Genomic DNA, 15,279 nt, shown 5'->3' on the forward strand with positions numbered 1-15,279 from the left:
CTGACGGCCCAGGACGAGCGGAGCGGGAGACGCCGGCCGCCCGACCGGCCGTGACGCCCTTGCCCGGGCGCGCCCGGAGCCGGCGCCTCCCTGCCGGGGCCGGCGGAGCCGGACGCCCGCCGCGCCCTCCGCGGCAGTCGTTCAGTAGGGTCTGCGCAGGGCGCACAGCGTTCGTCCCCGTCGTTTCGGTCACCCCTCGCAGGCGACGGAACCGGCTGCGCCCCCCTCACCTCCCCGCACGATCCCCCGGAAGCGACGCGATGAACCGACGTACCCGCCTGGCACTCGCACTCGCACTGGGCGGACTGCTGTGCGGATGCGCTTCGGCTCCGGACACGCGCCCCTCGCCGGTCGCGGAAGAGCCTTTCTGGCAGGCCGAGTTCGACGGGGCGGCGGACACCCGGCCCTCGGAGGAGTCGTGGAACACCGAGGTCGGGAACCGGGACGCCGAGGGGTGGGGCAACAACGAACTGCAGTACTACACGGACGACGTCGCCAACTCCGCGCTCGACGGCGCGGGTCACCTCGCGATCTCGGCGCGGCCGGCCCCCACCGACTCCGGACTGCCCTGTTACACACAGGAGTTCTGCACCTGGACGTCGGCCCGCCTGACCACCGAGGGGAAGGTCGCGCTCACTCACGGACGCGCGGAGATCCGCGCGAAGCTGCCCACCGGCACGGGACTGCTGCCGGCGATCTGGATGCTGGGCGACAACGGCGTCGAATGGCCCGGGCAGGGGGAGATCGACATCTGCGAGGTGGTGGGCGGAGAACCACGGACGGTGTACGGCACCGCGCACGGGCCGACCTACTTCAACGAGAACGGGATCGGCGGCTCCACCACCCTCCCGGCCGACGCGTCGCAGGCGTTCCACACGTACGCCGTCGACAAGCAGCCGCGCCGCGTCACCTGGTCCGTCGACGGGAAACCGTACTTCACCCTGACCCCGTCGGAACTGCCCGCACCACGCGACTGGGTCTTCGAACAGGACATGCACCTGCTGCTCAACGTCGCCGTCGGGGGTGACTGGCCGGGCCCTCCGGACGCCTCGACACCCTCTCCGGCGACGATGACGGTCGACTACGTGCGCTTCTACGGCACCGGCCGGAAGTGACCGTCCGCGGCGCAGCACCTCGTGTGCCCGTACGGCCACGACGGTCGGCTGCTGCGGGAGGCGTCGCAGCAGGACGGCAGGCGCATCGTCCTGCGGCTGACGCCCGCCGGCGAGGACCTGCGCGCCCGCTTCGCCGCGGAGCAACGTCAGGGGTTCGAACACATCACCGCGGACTGGCCGGCCGAGGAACGGCTCCGGTTCGCCCGCCTGTTGGTCAAGTACGCGGAGGCCGCCGCCGCGCTGCGCAAACGGGAACAGGGCTGACGGCGTGCGCCGCGTCCGCGTCCGGAACCGGCCGCTTCGGGGCCCGCTCGCAGGGAGGCGTGCCCGACCTCCGGGTCCGCGACCGGGACGCGGCGCTCGCTCGGCCGCACGCCGAGGGGGCGGACGCCGACGAAGGAACGCCGGGCGCGGAGGGCGTCGGCCGGTTCGGCCGGGTCACCGGCTCCGAGGGCGACCGGGTCGGGCCGCGGCGGCCCGCGTGACCGCTGCCGCCGGTTCCCCGGTCGGGGGCGGCGCCGTCGTCCGCGACGGCGACACCGCCCCGGCTCCGGCCGCGCCGCGGACGCCGGCCTCGGGAAGATCCCGCGCGCCTGATCCGGCGCCCGGCGCTCCGCAGGGTCCACAGCCCCGCGGAGCCCCGGAGAACACTCGGTCGGCCCTCACCGGGCCGGAACCGTCCGGGACGGTGGTCACCCCTGTGCGGGGGTCCGGACGGCCAGGACGGCCATGTCGTCGTGGCCGTCGCTCGGGTGGTGGTCGGCGAGTCTGCGCACGAGCTCGTCCAGGGGCAGGCCGACGTGGGCGGCCGCGAGGCGGGCGAGGGCGGCCAGGCCGTCGTCGATAGGGCGATCGGAGCGTTCCACCAGGCCGTCCGTGAAGAACAGGACGGTGTCGCCCGCGGACAGCGGGTGCGTGTGATCGGGGCGGTGGATGTCGGGGTCGACCCCGAGGGGGACGCCCGGCTCGGCGTGCAGGTACCGGGTGCGTCCGTCGGGGCCGAGCACCAGGGGCGGCAGGTGGCCGGCGGTGCTCCAGTGCAACGTCCAGCCCTCGGCGGCGGGTTCGATCCTGGCCAGGCAGGCGGTGGTGACCGGGAGGTCGGTGAGGGCGTGCACGGTGTGGTCGAGCTGGGTGAGCACCGAACTGGGCGGGGACCTGCGGTCGTACAGCAGGGCGCGAAGCATGTTGCGGGCCTGCGCCATGGCGGCGGCCGCGTGCAGGTCGTGGCCGACCACGTCGCCGATGACCGCCACGCACGCCCCGTCGGGCAGGACGACGGCGTCGTACCAGTCCCCGCCGACACTGGCCGGCTCGGCGGCGGCCCGGTAGACCGCGGCGCCGGAGAAGGGGCCGAGGTCGGGCAGCACGGGCAGCAGCAGCCGCTGGAACTGTTCGGCGCTGTCGCCACGTGCCCGAACAGGCGGGCGTTCTCGATGGCGATGCCGGCGGCGCCGGCGAGGGCGCGCACGACGTCCTCGTCGTCCTCGTCGAACGGCCGGCCGTCGCGCCGCTCGGAGAGGTAGAGGTCGCCGTAGATCTCGCCGCGGACGGTGACGGCCACGCCCAGCAGGGTCCGCATGGGCGGATGACCGGGCGGGAAACCGACCGACGCGGGGTGGGAGGGGATGTCGTCGACGCGCAGCGGCTCGGGATGGTGGATCAGGTGGCCCAGGACGCCCCGTCCGTGGGGGAAGTCGATGCCGCCGAGGTCCGCGCGCTCCTCGTCCGAGAGGCCCGCGGTGACGAACTGCTCCAGGTGGTCACCGGAAGGGGCGAGGACGCCGAGTGCTCCGTAGCGGGCGTCGGCCAGGTCCATGGCGGTGGTGACGATGCGGTGCAGCACCGCGGGCAGATCCAGGTCACCGCTGATGGCCAGCACCGCCGACAGCAGTCCCTGGAGCCGGTCCTTCGCCCTGGCCGGCGGGCGCGGCTGCCGGGCCGCGTCCTCCGGCCGTCCGCCCGGACGCGGCCGGGATGCCGGCGGACTCTCCTCGCCCGGCGGCCCGGCCGGGCCCTGGCCGGGACTCACCGCATCGCCTCGTTCATCACGGTCCACGGTACGCGCGACTCCGCCGCCCGGCCGGGACCGTACGCCCGCACGTCCGTACGCCCGCACGCCCGTACGGCGACGCCGTCGCGGGAGCGCCCGGGCGCGGCCGCGCGGTCCGTGCCGTTCGCCATCGGCGTGTCCGGGGCGGCGGACACGGGGAGGGCCGGGCGGCGGGCCGTCGTGTCAGGTCGGCCGGGTCCGGCCGTCGTCCGGCCGGTCGTCCTCGGGGGAGGCGGTCAGGTAGTCGTGGGTGCCGGTGATCTCCAGCAGGCGCCGCAGTGCCGGCCCGATGTTGTCCAGGTGGAAGCGGACGCCGCCCTGCTGCGCGGAACGGTGGATCTGCAACAGGGTCGACAGCCCCATGGAGTCGACCGTCTCCAGCTCCCGGCAGTCCAGGCGCAGGTCCTCGACGTCCTCACGGTCCAGGAGGGCCAGTCTCACCCGGTGGAGCACGTCGCCGCTGGTGTCGTAGTCCAGGTCCCCCTCGAGGGCCAGGCGTACGGTGTGGCGGCCGGTCGGAGACGGGGTCTCCACGGGATCTGCGTCGGCTGAGGTGGTCACAGGATTCGTCCAGCGTCTCGGGGTCAGGGGCAGGGGGCGAGCGCGGCTCGTCCGGCGTCGATGAAACGGCGGGCGCGAGGGAAGTCGCGCAGTTGCTCCTCCAGCAGGTCGAGGCCGGGCACGAGGGAGCGCGCGGGCACTCCGCGGGCGGTGAGGAGGTCGGCCGTCCAGGTCAGGAAGTCGGTGAAGATCTCGGGGGCGTCGACGTACAGGGCGGCGGTCAGGAAGTCGACGATGTGGGCGAGGTCCTCGGCCGTCCGTTCCCGCTGCTCGTCGTTGTAGGCCTTCATGGGCGGAAAGCGCTGTTCGAGGGAGTGGAAGGTCTCGCGCACCAGGCGGGTGGAGGCGCCCGCGACCATGGTGTACTCCTGGTCGCCCAGGTGCGGCAGGTCGTCGATCGCCTGGTGGGCGGCCGCCGGCCGGGCCGGGAGGCCGGAGGCGAGCCGGTCGGCGGCGGCCCGCGCGTCGGGCTCCCACGCGTCGGCGCCCAGCAGGCGGGCGTACCGGCCGTCGGCACCGAAGGCGAGTCCGCCGGCCATGACCGGGGTCCCGGTGGCCTGGACGGCGGTGATCGCCGTGTGGGCGAGGGGCAGGCGGGTCGGCAGGGAGCTGGACAGGCACACCGCGTCCGGTCCGGTGCGGTGGATGTGGCTGATCAGGTGGGCGGTGGGCACCTGCGCGCCGAGGTAGTCCACCCGGCAGCCGCGGAGTCGCAGCGTCTCCGCCACCAGGCGGGCGGGCAGGGCGTGCCATTCCTGGTCCACGCAGGCGACGGTGACGCGACAGCCGGGTGCGGTCGGCCGGTCGCCGGGCAGGGCGGCGATGACCCGCTCGTTGATGGCGGTGGCGATGTGCTCGTCCGCCACGCTCATGCGGCCGGCCGCCCACTCGCCGCCGACCTTCCGCTGGACGGCCCCGATGACGTCCAGCAGGACGGCCTCGGGCTCCAGCCCGGTGCGCAGGGCCTCGGTGACGACGTCGAGGGCCGCGTACTCGTCTCCCGCCCGGACGGCCGCCCAGAGCCCGTCCGCCCAGTGGGAGGCCTGATCGTCGTCGTGCGGTGGGGTCCGGCCGGCGTCGGCGCCGTGCCGGGTGTCGGTGAGGTGACTGGTCATGCCGTGTACCTGCCCCGGGTCGTGCCGTCCACGGCGCTGAGGTGGGCGCCGCGCGGAGCGGTGATGGCCATGAGGGCGATGTCGTCGTGGCGTCCGCCGCCGATCCACTGGGAGGCGACCATCTGGATGCGTTCGACGACGGCCTCGGCGGGCATGCCGGCGCATTCCCGCGCGGCACGCCGGAGGCGCTCCTCGCCGAACATCGTGTCGCCCAGGGGGCCGCCCCTGGCCTCGGTGACGCCGTCGGTGAACATCAGGCACGTCTCCCCCGGGGCGAGCCTGACGTCCGCGGTCCGGGAGGTGACGGTCGGCATGACGCCGATCAGGGTCCCCCGGGTGTCGGCCTCCTCGACCGTTCCGTCACCGCGCACGATCAGTGGTGTGGGATGGCCGGCCGAGGTCAGGCGCAGCATCACGTCGCCGTCCTCGCGGCGGACGGACGCCAGCACCAGGGTGGCGAAGCGGGTGTGGTGGCTGTTGCGCATGGCGTTGTTCAGCAGCCGCAGCATCCTGCCGTGGTCGTCGGCCATGGGCAGCAGGGCGTGCAGCGTATTGCGGATCTTGCCGGTGAGCACGGCGGCTTCCAGGCCCTTGCCGGCCACGTCCCCGAGCACGGCGAGCGTCTCGGGGGAGTCGTCGGTCGGCGGGTGGACGTCGTAGAAGTCGCCGCCGACGCGTTCGGAGTCCTTGCTGGGCCGGTAGCCGCCGGCGAACTCGACGCCCTGCACCTGCCGCAGGGTGGGCGGCAGGAGTTCCCGCATGAGCGTGTCGGAGATCGAGTTCTGCTCCGCGTAGAGACGGGCGGCCGACATCGCCGCGCCGGCCCGGGCGGCGAACAGCCCGGCCAGCGCCTCCTCCGCGTCGGTGAAGGCGGCCTTGTGGCTGCGGCGCAGCAGGACCAGCGCGCCGGCCGGCACCCCGTGGCCCGGAAGCGGCGTGATGACCAGCGAGCCGACCTCGCCGAATCCCGGGGGAACCAGCCACTGCGGTGCCGCGGCGGGGTCTATCCACCGGGAGGGCACCGGCGGGAAGCCGCGCAGCGCCTCGGCCAGACCCGGTACGGTGTCCGGCGCCGCGGCGACCGTGGTGTGGGTCACCTCGCCCGCGTGGTCGCAGACGACCAGGGGCAGCTTCTTGGCCGCGGTGGGGGCGACGACCAGCGCGGCGTCCGCCAGGTGCTCGGTGGCCAGGCGGGCCGTGACCTCCATGCAGCGGCTCACGTTCAGTGAGGCGAGGAGAGCGCTGGAGGCCTCGGTGAGGAACCGGGTACGCCCGCGCTCCGCCTCCAGCTCCTCGAGCGCCGACCGGTGCGCGCTCTCGTCCACGAGCCACCAGGCGGTGTTGCCGTCGGGCAGGACGGACGGGTGGGCGGAGAAGAAGCGGTCGCCCACCGCGCCGCTGACGCGTTCCGGGCGGAGGCGGCGGGCGGTGGCGGCGAGCCAGGGCGGTGCGGACAGGCTCCGACCGGCCCGGGCCGCGGGCAGGAGGTCGCAGGCGGCGTCGTTGAGTTCGACGACGTGCCCGTCCGGGGCCAGGACGATCGCTGGATGGGGGGCGGTGGCGGCGCTCAGCGTGCTGGCACCACCGGTGCTGGGGGCGTCCGGGAAGAAAGTCATGCCACGGGGCCCCTGCGCGTGGACCCTCACCTCACTCGGCGAAGAAGAAAGTTGTCGGAGAACAACAATTACGCAGGAGAGGTGCATGGTGCAACCACGGGACCGGGGAGGGGCTCACGGCCGCGTTCCCCCCGCATCGCGGGGACCCCGGAAAATGGGGGGTTATCGCACTCTTCGCGCCTGCCCGGATCCGCAAACCTTCACTCCTCGTTCACATGGGATCCGGCACGGGCCGCCCTGGCACGGCGGACCGCGGCGCCGGGCGGGACGTCGCCGCCGGGGCGCCCCCGGTGGTCGCGCGCGCTTCTGCCCCGCGCACGCACGTCCGTCTGCGATCGCACACACCAGCGGTCGCTTGCTCGTCGGTTCCCCGGGTACTGCGTTTGAATGAGCATGGGTGTTCACCGTTCCTCAGGCTTACCGGAAGTGACTGATCAGTGACGCATCTCGACGGCCCCGGCGACGACCGAGCCGACGGAGCCCTGGGTGGCCCGGAGGCGATGGCCCGCGAGATCGCCGATGCCGTGGAGAGCCTGACGAATCTGTGGTCCGCCGCCGCGCACGAGGCGGCGCTGCGCCTGTCGCCGCACCAGTTGCGGGCACTGCGCGCGCTGCAGGTGGCCCCGGGCCTCAACCTCACGGCGCTGGCGGAGTGCCTGGACATCGGCCTGCCCACGGCCAGCCGGCTGTGCGACCGCCTCGAGGCGGCCGGCCTGCTCGACCGTTCGTTCCATCCGCGCAGACGCCGTGAGGTCCAGCTGATGCTGACCGCGGCCGGTCAGGACGTGCTCGGGGAGGTGGCCGGGCATCGCGCCCGGGCCCTCGCCGCCGCCCTGAGGGTGATGGAACCCGCCAGCAGGGACGCGTTGCGCCACGGGCTGAGGGCGTTCCTGGGGGCGCGGCGGGCCGGACCGCCACCGTCGCGGCGTCCCGGCCCCGGGTGACGGACGTCAGCTCGCCGGTGGCGTCCGCCGCGCGGTCCCCCTCGTACGGCCGTGCCAGTCCAGGCAGACGACCGCGGCGTCGGCGGTGAGGTCCGCGCTTCCGAAGTGCTCGATCAGACCGGAGACCATGGCGCGCGCCGCCTCGTGCGGGGACTCCCGCCGTGTGGCGCGGAAGGTCTGCCGCAGGGCACGGTCTCCGAACGATCCGCCCTCGGCGTCGCGGGCGCCGTGCACGCCGGTGCCCACCACGATGAGCCGGTCACCGGGTTCCACCGTGAAGGTCTGCTCCTCGTAGGGCGTCTCCTCGAGCATGCCCAGCGGCAGCTGCGCCTCCAGTTCGATCTGCTCGATCGTGTCGCCGCGCTGGCGGTAGAGCCGGGGCGAGCCGGCGTCGACGGCGTGCACGGTGCCGGAGTCCAGATCGAACCGCAGCAGCAGGGTCGAGGAGTACATCTTGCCGTGGTACTGGGCGAAGAGCGCCTGGTCGGCGAGGCGGGCCTGGTCGGCGAGCGGGAGGCCCGCCCGCCGGGCGTTGCGCAGGGCTCCGACGGTGAGGCCCACGAGCAGGGAGGCGTCGATGCCCTGCCCCATGCCGTCGGTGACGCTGAGGATCAGGTGGTCGGCGCCGGTCGACCAGTCGAAGTTGTCACCGCCGACGCTGTAGGCGGGCTCCAGATGGGCCCCGATGACGTACTCCTGGCGGGCGCAGCCCCGGCCGGGAAGGAGCTGCCACTGCATCTCGGCGGCGAGGGTGAGGCGCCGGGTGCGGCGAGCCTGGAGGTACAGGTCGGTGTCCCGGTCGGCGGTGCTGACCTCGTGGGCCAACGCGGTGGCGAAGTCGGTGAGCTGGAGCACCGTGGCGGGGTCCGTCCTGTCGCGGGGCAGGCGGACGGACAGGATGCCGAGCCGGTCACCGCGCACGGTCATGGGCAGGTGGACGCGGTGGGGGGAGGCCGGGTCGTCGCCGACCTCGACGACCGGGGCCTGGCTGAGGAAGGCGCGTCCGACGGGACCCTCGTCGGCGGGCACGGGGTCGCCGGTGTGCGGCAGGTCGGTGACCGGCTGCAGAACGCTCAGTCCGTAGTCGGCCAGGAACAGGGTCACCCGCTGGGCGCCGACGCGGTCGGCGAGCAGGCGCCGGGCCGTGGCGACCAGCGCGTGCGGCGGAGCGGCCCGCAGCTCGCTCTCCGCCGACGGGACCGGTTGCGCAGTGTTCAAGGACTCCACCCTCTCCCTGTCCCCTCGACCCCTCGACCCCTCCACGTTATCCCCCTCGCCTCCCGGCCCGGGACGTTTCCGAACGGACGAACGACGGCTCCCGGACGGCGGCTCGAAGGCGACGCCCGGACGCGCGCCGCCCGTTTGCGGCCCGAAAGGCCCGAGCGGCCCCCGCGCGGCCGTCCTGAGCGGAGCCGGTGCGACCCGCCGCGGGCATCGCGTCGCGAGCCGCGCCGGGCCGCGCACCCGCGCCCGCGCCCGGCCCGGCGGGTCACTCCGCGGCGGGCCGGGGCGACGGCAGGCCGGAGACCCAGGCGCCGACGGTGACGGTGGTGCCGTGCCCCGGCCGGCTGTCGACGGCGAACTCCTGCACCAGTCGTCTGGCTCCGCTCAGCCCCAGGCCCAGGCCGCCGCCGGAGGTGTAGCCGTCGGTCATGGCCTGGTCGAGGTCGCGGATGCCCGGCCCCGAGTCGATGAACGTCAGCTGCAGGCCGCACAGTGCCCCGCGCTCCACCGTGGCGATCTCCACCTGTCCGCCGCCGCCGTGGACCAGGGTGTTGCGGGCCAGCTCGCTGGCCGCGGTGAGCAGCTTGGTCAGGGGCACCAGGGCGAAACCGCGGTCGACCGCGGCCTGCCGCACCTGCTGCCGCACCCGGGCCAGGTCGGCGTCCGACGCGATGGGCAGGCTCATCGTGACGGTGCGGCGCGAGACGTCGTTCACCGGCCGCCCCCCACGCTCTCGGCGGAGGCGCCCGCGTCGGAGCGCGTGAGCGCTCCTCCCGCACGGTCTGCGTCGCGGTCGGTCTCGCGGTCGACGTCGTGGGCGGTGTGCGGGGGACGCGGGGCGGGTCCCGCCTCCGTGCGGGTGCGGGCCGCCGCGGGGGGCGGCCCGGCCGGGGTCCTGCGTGCGGCCGGCGAAGGGCCGGTGGAGGCGACCCGGTGGAGGCCGCGCACCGGAATCCGCGCCCGGGGCGGACAGGGGAACGCACCCGTCCGCGGTACCGCCGATCCGGCGGCCGTCTCCGGTCCCGGCATCTGCATCTTCCCCTCTGAGCGGGGCCGCTCGGCCGCTTCGCGGAGGGCGGTCAGCCGATACTTGCCGTATGACAAACACTAGTGGGTGAGGCGAGACGCGGACAACACGCGATCACCGGAATCGGGTGAGGGCTCCCCCTGCCCGGCCGTCACGGCTGCCGGCCGCGCCAGTCCAGGCAGACCACCAGGGCGTCGTCGCTCGGAACCGCGTCACCCCGGTGGCCCGTCAGTTCGCGCAGGACGGCCCGGGGCACCTCGGCGGCGGGGAGCAACCGGGTGGACAGGATCGCCCGGGCCAACGCGGCGTCGCCGTACGTCTCGCCGCCCGGGGAGGCGACCGCGTAGACCCCGTCGCTGACGAAGACGAGTCGGTCACCCGGCTCGACCTCGAACTCCTGGGGCACGTAGTCCGTCTCCTCGAACATGCCGAGCGGCAACTGGGCCTCGAAGGTGACGCGCTCGACCTTGCCGTTGCGCAGGCGCAGCATCTGCGGGGAGCCGGCGTCCACCACCTGGACCCGTCCGCCGGGGAGATCGAACTCGAACATGAGGACGGACAGATAGCGGTGTCCCCGGTAGTGGGCGTAGACCGCCTGGTCGGCGAGCGCCGCCTGGTCGGCGAGCGGGAGGCCCGCCCGCCGGGCGTTGCGCAGCGCGTTGACGGCCAGGTTGGTCAGCAGGGAGGCCTCTATGCCCTCGCCCATGCCGTTGGAGAGGTAGAGCATCAGGCGGTCGGCGGTCGACGACCAGTCGAAGTTGTCGCCGAAGATCGCGTACGCGGGTTCCAGCTGGGCCCCCAGGTCGAACTCCGGGCGGGCGCAGGAGCGGCCGGGGAGCAACTGCCACTGCATCTCCGCGGCCAGGGTCAGCCGGTCCTTGCGGCGCGCCTGGAGGTAGACGTCCGTGTCCCGTTCCGCCACGACCACCTCGTGCCCGAGGACCTCCGCGATCTCCGTCAGTTCCCCGAGGCTGTCGCGCGCGTGATCGCCGCCCGGCAGGGTCACCGACAGGACCCCGAGACGGTCCCCCCTGACGGTGACGGGCAGGTGCACGCGCACCAGGCCGTCCGAGAGGCCCTCGACGAAGGCCTCCTGAGCCCCGAAGGCACGGCCGACCGGGCCGTGGTGCGCCGGCACCGACTCCTGCGTCTGCGGTTGTCCGGACACCGGTTGCAGAACGGTCAGACCGTAGTCGGCCATGAAGAGTTCGACGGATCGCGCGGCGTAGTGCTCGGCGAGAACGCGTCGGACCGCCTCGAGCAACTTGTCCGGTGCCGCCGCGCGCAGAGCGCGTTCCGCGGTCACGAATCTCTTCACGGTGAGAAGTACACCAATCTTTTGTCGGATGGATGCCGGATGGAGCAGGCCCCGCCCACCTGAGGGATACCCGCTGCGGAGCGGCCCTGCCCGTCGTGGTCGCTCCTTCGGCCGGCCCGGTCGCCCGGTGGCGTCCGGTGCGTGCGATCGTCCGGTGGAGGGGCACCCCGGCACTGGTCGTACCGGGGCGATCCCGGCGAAGCGGCCGGATGCGCCCCCTCCGGGGGAGGGGCTTTCGCGGCACGCCCTAGTACGCTGACGGTCGTCCCGGTGCCTACGAGAGCGTGACTGTGGCTTCCTTCCGCCCCCACCCAGAGCCAGACGGGGTCGCGCGCGTGACCTCCACGGCCGCGGAGCTGCTGGAAGTCCTGTGGGGCAGGGCCTCGACGGCACCCGTGTCGGCGTCACAGCTGCGCGTCCTGCTCATTCTGGAGCATCACGAAGGCATCAACCTGCGCACCCTCGCCGACGCTCTCGCCTCCACGCCGCCGTCGGCCAGCAGGCTGTGCGACCGCCTCCAGGCCGCCGGTCTCGTCGAGCGGACGGTGAGCCCGAGCGACAGGCGCGAAGTGCGCCTGTACCTCAGCGGCCCGGGCACCGCGTTCCTCGCCGGCCTGCGCGCACGCAGGGAGGAGGTGCTGCGGGCGGTGCTCGACCAGATGTCCCCCGCGCACCGCACCGCGCTGCTGCGGGGGCTCGAGGCGTTCTGCGACGCGGCTGCGGTGCAGATACACGGCGACACCCGGGACATGGGCAGCCGGACCGCCTGAGTCACGCACCGCGGCGTCCGCCGCACCGCCTTCCGCCCGGCACCGGTGGCCAGCGAGCGGAGCGGTCCCCGCCCACCGGAACATCCCTGGATCCCTCCTGCCCGCGTCCCGTTCCACTCTCTTGCCTCATGACTATAGTTGTCAAATGACAATTGTCCGAGCGTCCCGGCGCGGTGACGGTCCGCACCGCCGGTCCCGAGGCCCGCACCGCCGGTCCCTGAGCCGGTGGCGAAGGGGCGGCCGCGGCCGGACGGCGGACGTACGGGCCCACGAGGCCTCGTCCGGACGGCACCGGTCACCGGCGTGCGGTGGCCGCCCTCCCCCTCCTGGGCCCGGGGCGGAACAAAAAACGGGCCGGAAGTGAAACCAAGGCAGCACAGGCGGCGGAATCCGTTCTCACAGATTCGAGACGAGCTCGAACGAAGGGAAGAGCCGCCATGACCGCACGCGTTGCAGGTGCCGCCCTCGCCGTCGGCGCCGCCGTGACCCTGTCCGCCGCCGCCCCCGCCCTCGCCCAGCCGCAGGCCCCGAGCGACCAGGCCACCGTGTCCGTGCTGCACGGAGTGCCCGGCCTGACGGTCGACGTCTACGCGGGGGACAAGGAACTGATCCCCGACTTCAAGCCCGGAACGCTCACCGATCCGATGGAGCTGGACGCCGGCTCGTACGACATCAAGCTCTTCAAGGACGGGGAGGGGCCGGACGGCACCCCCGCCGTCGAGAAGACGGTCGAGGTGCCCGCCGGCGCGAACGCCACCCTGGTCGCCCATCTGACCGCCGACGGCGAACCCGCGCTGGACGCGTTCGTCAACGACACCTCCAAGGTGCCGGCCGGCCAGGCCCGGCTGACCGTCCGCCATGTCGCCGCCGCCCCCGCGGTCGACGTCCGGGCGGACGGGACGCCGGTGTTCAAGGGCCTGGAGAACCCGAAGGAGGCCAAGGGCGAGGTCCCGGCCGGGACCGTGTCCGCCGACGTGGTGCTGGCCGGCACCGGCACCGTGGCGATCGGGCCGGCCGAGCTGAACCTGGCCGAGGGCAGCAACACCGTCGTCTACGCCTGGGGCAGCGCCCAGGACAAGAACCTGGCGCTCAAGACCCAGACGCTGACGGGCATGCACTCCGCCCCGAGCGGAGTCCCGGCGGGTGAGAGCGGCCAGGCCGCCGCCCACAACGAGGGCCTGCCGCTCGGCGCCCTGTCCCTGGGCGCCGTGTCGGCCCTGGCCGCGGCCGGACTGCTGATCCGGCTGCGCGCCTCGGCCCGATAGGCGCACCGGCCCCGGCCCTCATCACGGCAGGGGTGCCGCCGCCCGGGCGGTGGCACCCCGCGATCTCCGCGCGGTCTCAGCGCAGGGAGGACTTCTCCATGGGCAAGCGGTCGTCACGGCGGCCCGTCCTCGTCGGGCTGGCGTTCGCGCTGGCGGGGCTCATCGTCTCCACCGTCCTGCTCACCGGCCACTGGTCCGGGGAGCGGGGGCCCGTCGCCGACGACTTCGGCGCGGCGACGCCGGTCACCGGCGCTCCGGTGACCGGCCCGGTGCCGGAGACGGTCACCGCCACGGCCACCGGCGGGCGCACGTCCGGCGCTCCCGCCACGGCTTCCGGGCCGGTCGCCGAGCCGACGTCGTTGGTCCTGCCCCGGCTCGACGTCCGCGCTCCGGTCGATCCGGTGGGAGTCGCGGGCGACGGGCAGGTCGAGGTGCCGGAGGATCCCGACCGCGTCGGCTGGTACCGCTACTCCCCCGCGCCGGGCTCTCCGCGGGGCTCCGCCGTCGTGGTCGGCCACGTCGACGCGAAGGGACGCGGCCTGGGCGTCCTGGACGCCCTGAACGACGTCAGGCCGGGCGACGAGGTGCTCGTCGAGCGAGGGGACGACGACGCGACCGCGTACCGCGTCGCCACGCGCCGTACCGTCGGCAAGCGGGACCTGCCGTCGTCGGACGCGTTCCGCAGGGACGGTCCGGCCGTCCTCACCCTCATCACCTGTGCCGGCCCCTACCTCCCCGACCGCGGCGGGTACCAGAACAACCTGGTGGTCACCGCGGTGGAGGCACCGAGGTGACGTCACGATGGGGTGGATCGGAGGTCCTGGCCGCCGGTGCGGGGGCCGCGGCGTCCATGTCCGACGCCCGCCTGGGAGACGGCTTCGCGGTCGGTGACGAGTCGTGCCTCGGCGAGGCCTACCGAAGGTGGGGTGCGCTGGTGTTCACGGTGGCGACGCGGAGGCTGGGAGACGCCGAGGAGGCGAAGGACGTCACGCAGCAGGTCTTCGTGGGAGCCTGGCAGGGCCGCAAGGGCTACGACGCCGGGCGCGGGTCCCTCAAGACGTGGCTCATGGGCATCGCCCACAAGAAGGTCGCCGACGCCCTCACCAGGCGCTCCCGGCACTTGAGGGACGTGGAGGCGATCACCTCGGCGGTGTCGTCGGCCGCGCCCGGACCGCCCGTGGCCCCGGCCGACTCCGTGCTGGACCACGTCCTGCTGGCGGACGAGTTGGAGCGGCTTCCCGAACAGCAGCGGACGGTGCTCAGAATGGCGTTCTACGAAGATCTCACCCAGGCGCAGATCGCCGAGCGGACGGGTCTCCCGCTCGGCACCGTCAAGAGCCACACCCGGCGCGGGCTGATGCGGATGAAGAACCGATTGGAGGTGGACGGTGGAGCACACGGATGACGAAACGCTGGCGCTGATCGCGATCGGGGAGGAGCCGTCCCCTCCCGCCGCGGAGCACCTGCTGGCGTGCGCCCGTTGCGCGCGGGAACTGCGGGCCCTGCGTCACGTGGTCGCGAGCGCCAGGGCGTCCTCGCTGGACGAGCACGACCTGCTCCAGCCGCCGGCCGGCCTGTGGGACTCCATCGCCGCCGAACTCGGCATCGCCGTCCGGCACGACCGCGACACCGAGGCTCCCCCGTCCCCCGCCCGCCCGTCACGCGCCGCGGAGGAAGAACGCACCGCGGAAGAGGGAGGCCTCGCGGAAGAGGGAAACGCCATGGGAGGGGAAGGCGTCACCGGCACGGCGACGAGCCGTCCCCCGGTGTGGGCCGCGGCGCGGGAAAGACTCCGCGGGCCGGGCCGCTTCGCCGTGGCGCTGGCCGCGTGCGCCGCGCTGCTCGGCGCGGCCGCGGGGAGCACGGTCACCTGGTGGATGACCCGGGAGGAGGCCGCGGGTGTCCCGTCGGCCGCCTCCGAGCGGCTCGACTCACTGCGCGCCGACTCGGCCGGCTACGCCCGGCTCAGCGACGGCGGCGGGCACCGCACCCTCGACATCACGGTCGAGGGACTCCCGCGGACGTCCGGCTACTTCGAGGTCTGGCTCATGGACCGTACACACACCAAGCTGGTCTCCATGGGCGTCCTGGGCCCCGACGGCCGCGCCGCGCTGCCCGTCCCCGACAACATCGACCTGAAGGAGTACTCCGTGGTCGACGTGTCCGTCCAGCCCTACAACGGCAGCCCCGACCACTCCGGCGACAGCGTCGTTCGCGGCCCGTTCGCCGGCTGACCGGCCGCCTCCCCCGGCGGGCGTCGGCCCGACGCGG

16 protein-coding genes and 1 pseudogene are annotated in these 15,279 nt (G+C 74.1%); 9 read left to right on the forward strand and 8 right to left on the reverse strand.

Translation table 11 applies throughout. The annotated features are described in order from the left end of the window. Positions 1 to 260: 260 nt before the first annotated feature. From ACF09K_RS16340 to ACF09K_RS16350, 3 genes are read left to right on the forward strand one after another with little or no spacing between them, the layout of a single operon-like run. Positions 261 to 1,115 (forward strand): family 16 glycosylhydrolase, encoded by an 855-nt coding sequence (locus ACF09K_RS16340; protein WP_392244074.1) that lies wholly within the window; start codon positions 261 to 263, stop codon positions 1,113 to 1,115. A 21-nt stretch (positions 1,116 to 1,136) separates the two neighbouring features. Further along, a complete protein-coding gene (locus tag ACF09K_RS16345) occupies positions 1,137 to 1,379 on the forward strand; it encodes a hypothetical protein (protein WP_392244076.1) in 243 nt (80 codons plus the stop codon). A 59-nt stretch (positions 1,380 to 1,438) separates the two neighbouring features. Beyond that, positions 1,439 to 1,600, forward strand: coding sequence for a hypothetical protein (locus tag ACF09K_RS16350; protein WP_392244077.1), 162 nt, complete (start codon positions 1,439 to 1,441; stop codon positions 1,598 to 1,600). Between the two features lie 207 nt (positions 1,601 to 1,807). Here ACF09K_RS16350 and ACF09K_RS16355 read toward each other — a convergent pair. The 5 genes and pseudogenes from ACF09K_RS16355 to ACF09K_RS16375 all read right to left on the reverse strand — a co-directional run bounded on the left by ACF09K_RS16355 (position 1,808) and on the right by ACF09K_RS16375 (position 6,460). After that, a pseudogene (locus ACF09K_RS16355) lies at positions 1,808 to 3,147 on the reverse strand (PP2C family protein-serine/threonine phosphatase). Beyond that, positions 3,144 to 3,299: a hypothetical protein gene (locus ACF09K_RS16360; RefSeq protein WP_392244079.1), complete on the reverse strand. Its 156-nt coding sequence runs from the start codon at positions 3,297 to 3,299 to the stop codon at positions 3,144 to 3,146. The pseudogene ACF09K_RS16355 and the gene ACF09K_RS16360 overlap by 4 nt, the downstream one beginning before the upstream one ends. 52 nt (positions 3,300 to 3,351) lie before the next feature. Then, entirely contained in the window at positions 3,352 to 3,702 is a 351-nt protein-coding gene (locus tag ACF09K_RS16365) for an STAS domain-containing protein (RefSeq protein ID WP_392244081.1), read from the reverse strand. 50 nt (positions 3,703 to 3,752) lie between these two features. Then, the gene (locus ACF09K_RS16370; RefSeq protein ID WP_392244083.1) at positions 3,753 to 4,844 is read right to left on the reverse strand and encodes a B12-binding domain-containing protein; all 1,092 of its coding nucleotides are present in this window, start codon (positions 4,842 to 4,844) and stop codon (positions 3,753 to 3,755) included. Continuing rightward, a complete protein-coding gene (locus ACF09K_RS16375; protein WP_392244085.1) occupies positions 4,841 to 6,460 on the reverse strand; it encodes a PP2C family protein-serine/threonine phosphatase in 1,620 nt (539 codons plus the stop codon). The genes ACF09K_RS16370 and ACF09K_RS16375 overlap by 4 nt, the downstream gene beginning before the upstream one ends. A gap of 437 nt (positions 6,461 to 6,897) precedes the next feature. Here ACF09K_RS16375 and ACF09K_RS16380 point away from each other — a divergent pair, with 437 nt between their 5' ends. After that, positions 6,898 to 7,404 carry a MarR family winged helix-turn-helix transcriptional regulator gene (locus ACF09K_RS16380; RefSeq protein WP_392244087.1) on the forward strand — a complete coding sequence of 169 codons (507 nt, stop codon included), beginning with the start codon at positions 6,898 to 6,900 and terminating at the stop codon, positions 7,402 to 7,404. Between the two features lie 6 nt (positions 7,405 to 7,410). Here the strand turns inward: ACF09K_RS16380 and ACF09K_RS16385 are convergent, their stop codons facing one another. The 3 genes from ACF09K_RS16385 to ACF09K_RS16395 all read right to left on the reverse strand — a co-directional run bounded on the left by ACF09K_RS16385 (position 7,411) and on the right by ACF09K_RS16395 (position 10,973). Next, the gene (locus tag ACF09K_RS16385) at positions 7,411 to 8,631 is read right to left on the reverse strand and encodes a PP2C family protein-serine/threonine phosphatase (RefSeq protein WP_392244089.1); all 1,221 of its coding nucleotides are present in this window, start codon (positions 8,629 to 8,631) and stop codon (positions 7,411 to 7,413) included. 262 nt (positions 8,632 to 8,893) lie between these two features. Next, entirely contained in the window at positions 8,894 to 9,313 is a 420-nt protein-coding gene (locus tag ACF09K_RS16390) for an ATP-binding protein (RefSeq protein ID WP_392244530.1), read from the reverse strand. A gap of 493 nt (positions 9,314 to 9,806) precedes the next feature. Further along, positions 9,807 to 10,973, reverse strand: a complete 1,167-nt coding sequence (locus ACF09K_RS16395; protein WP_392244091.1) for a PP2C family protein-serine/threonine phosphatase — start codon at positions 10,971 to 10,973, stop codon at positions 9,807 to 9,809. 284 nt (positions 10,974 to 11,257) lie between these two features. On the opposite strand from ACF09K_RS16395, the gene ACF09K_RS16400 reads away from it, so the two are divergent. The 5 genes from ACF09K_RS16400 to ACF09K_RS16420 all read left to right on the forward strand — a co-directional run bounded on the left by ACF09K_RS16400 (position 11,258) and on the right by ACF09K_RS16420 (position 15,242). Further along, on the forward strand, positions 11,258 to 11,743 hold the full coding sequence (locus ACF09K_RS16400; protein ID WP_392244093.1) for a MarR family transcriptional regulator: 486 nt from the start codon (positions 11,258 to 11,260) through the stop codon (positions 11,741 to 11,743). A gap of 437 nt (positions 11,744 to 12,180) precedes the next feature. Then, entirely contained in the window at positions 12,181 to 13,008 is an 828-nt protein-coding gene (locus tag ACF09K_RS16405; RefSeq protein ID WP_392244094.1) for a DUF4397 domain-containing protein, read from the forward strand. A 98-nt stretch (positions 13,009 to 13,106) separates the two neighbouring features. Further along, entirely contained in the window at positions 13,107 to 13,802 is a 696-nt protein-coding gene (locus tag ACF09K_RS16410; protein ID WP_392244096.1) for a class F sortase, read from the forward strand. Then, positions 13,799 to 14,413 carry an RNA polymerase sigma factor gene (locus ACF09K_RS16415; RefSeq protein ID WP_392244098.1) on the forward strand — a complete coding sequence of 205 codons (615 nt, stop codon included), beginning with the start codon at positions 13,799 to 13,801 and terminating at the stop codon, positions 14,411 to 14,413. Before ACF09K_RS16410 ends, ACF09K_RS16415 begins: the two co-directional genes overlap by 4 nt. Beyond that, positions 14,397 to 15,242, forward strand: coding sequence for an anti-sigma factor (locus ACF09K_RS16420; RefSeq protein WP_392244100.1), 846 nt, complete (start codon positions 14,397 to 14,399; stop codon positions 15,240 to 15,242). Before ACF09K_RS16415 ends, ACF09K_RS16420 begins: the two co-directional genes overlap by 17 nt. Positions 15,243 to 15,279 lie beyond the last annotated feature (37 nt).

Source organism: Streptomyces sp. NPDC014882 (assembly GCF_043081325.1).
Classification (GTDB): Bacteria; Actinomycetota; Actinomycetes; order Streptomycetales; family Streptomycetaceae; genus Streptomyces.

What these genes read in the sequence shown, in the direction of transcription:
- ACF09K_RS16340 (WP_392244074.1), top strand. Translation starts at nt 261, where the DNA reads ATGAACCGACGTACCCGCCTGGCACTCGCACTCGCACTGGGCGGACTG.
- ACF09K_RS16360 (WP_392244079.1), bottom strand. Translation starts at nt 3,299, where the DNA reads ATGGCGAACGGCACGGACCGCGCGGCCGCGCCCGGGCGCTCCCGCGAC.
- ACF09K_RS16370 (WP_392244083.1), bottom strand. Translation starts at nt 4,844, where the DNA reads ATGACCAGTCACCTCACCGACACCCGGCACGGCGCCGACGCCGGCCGG.
- ACF09K_RS16375 (WP_392244085.1), bottom strand. Translation starts at nt 6,460, where the DNA reads ATGACTTTCTTCCCGGACGCCCCCAGCACCGGTGGTGCCAGCACGCTG.
- ACF09K_RS16390 (WP_392244530.1), bottom strand. Translation starts at nt 9,313, where the DNA reads ATGAGCCTGCCCATCGCGTCGGACGCCGACCTGGCCCGGGTGCGGCAG.
- ACF09K_RS16405 (WP_392244094.1), top strand. Translation starts at nt 12,181, where the DNA reads ATGACCGCACGCGTTGCAGGTGCCGCCCTCGCCGTCGGCGCCGCCGTG.
- ACF09K_RS16410 (WP_392244096.1), top strand. Translation starts at nt 13,107, where the DNA reads ATGGGCAAGCGGTCGTCACGGCGGCCCGTCCTCGTCGGGCTGGCGTTC.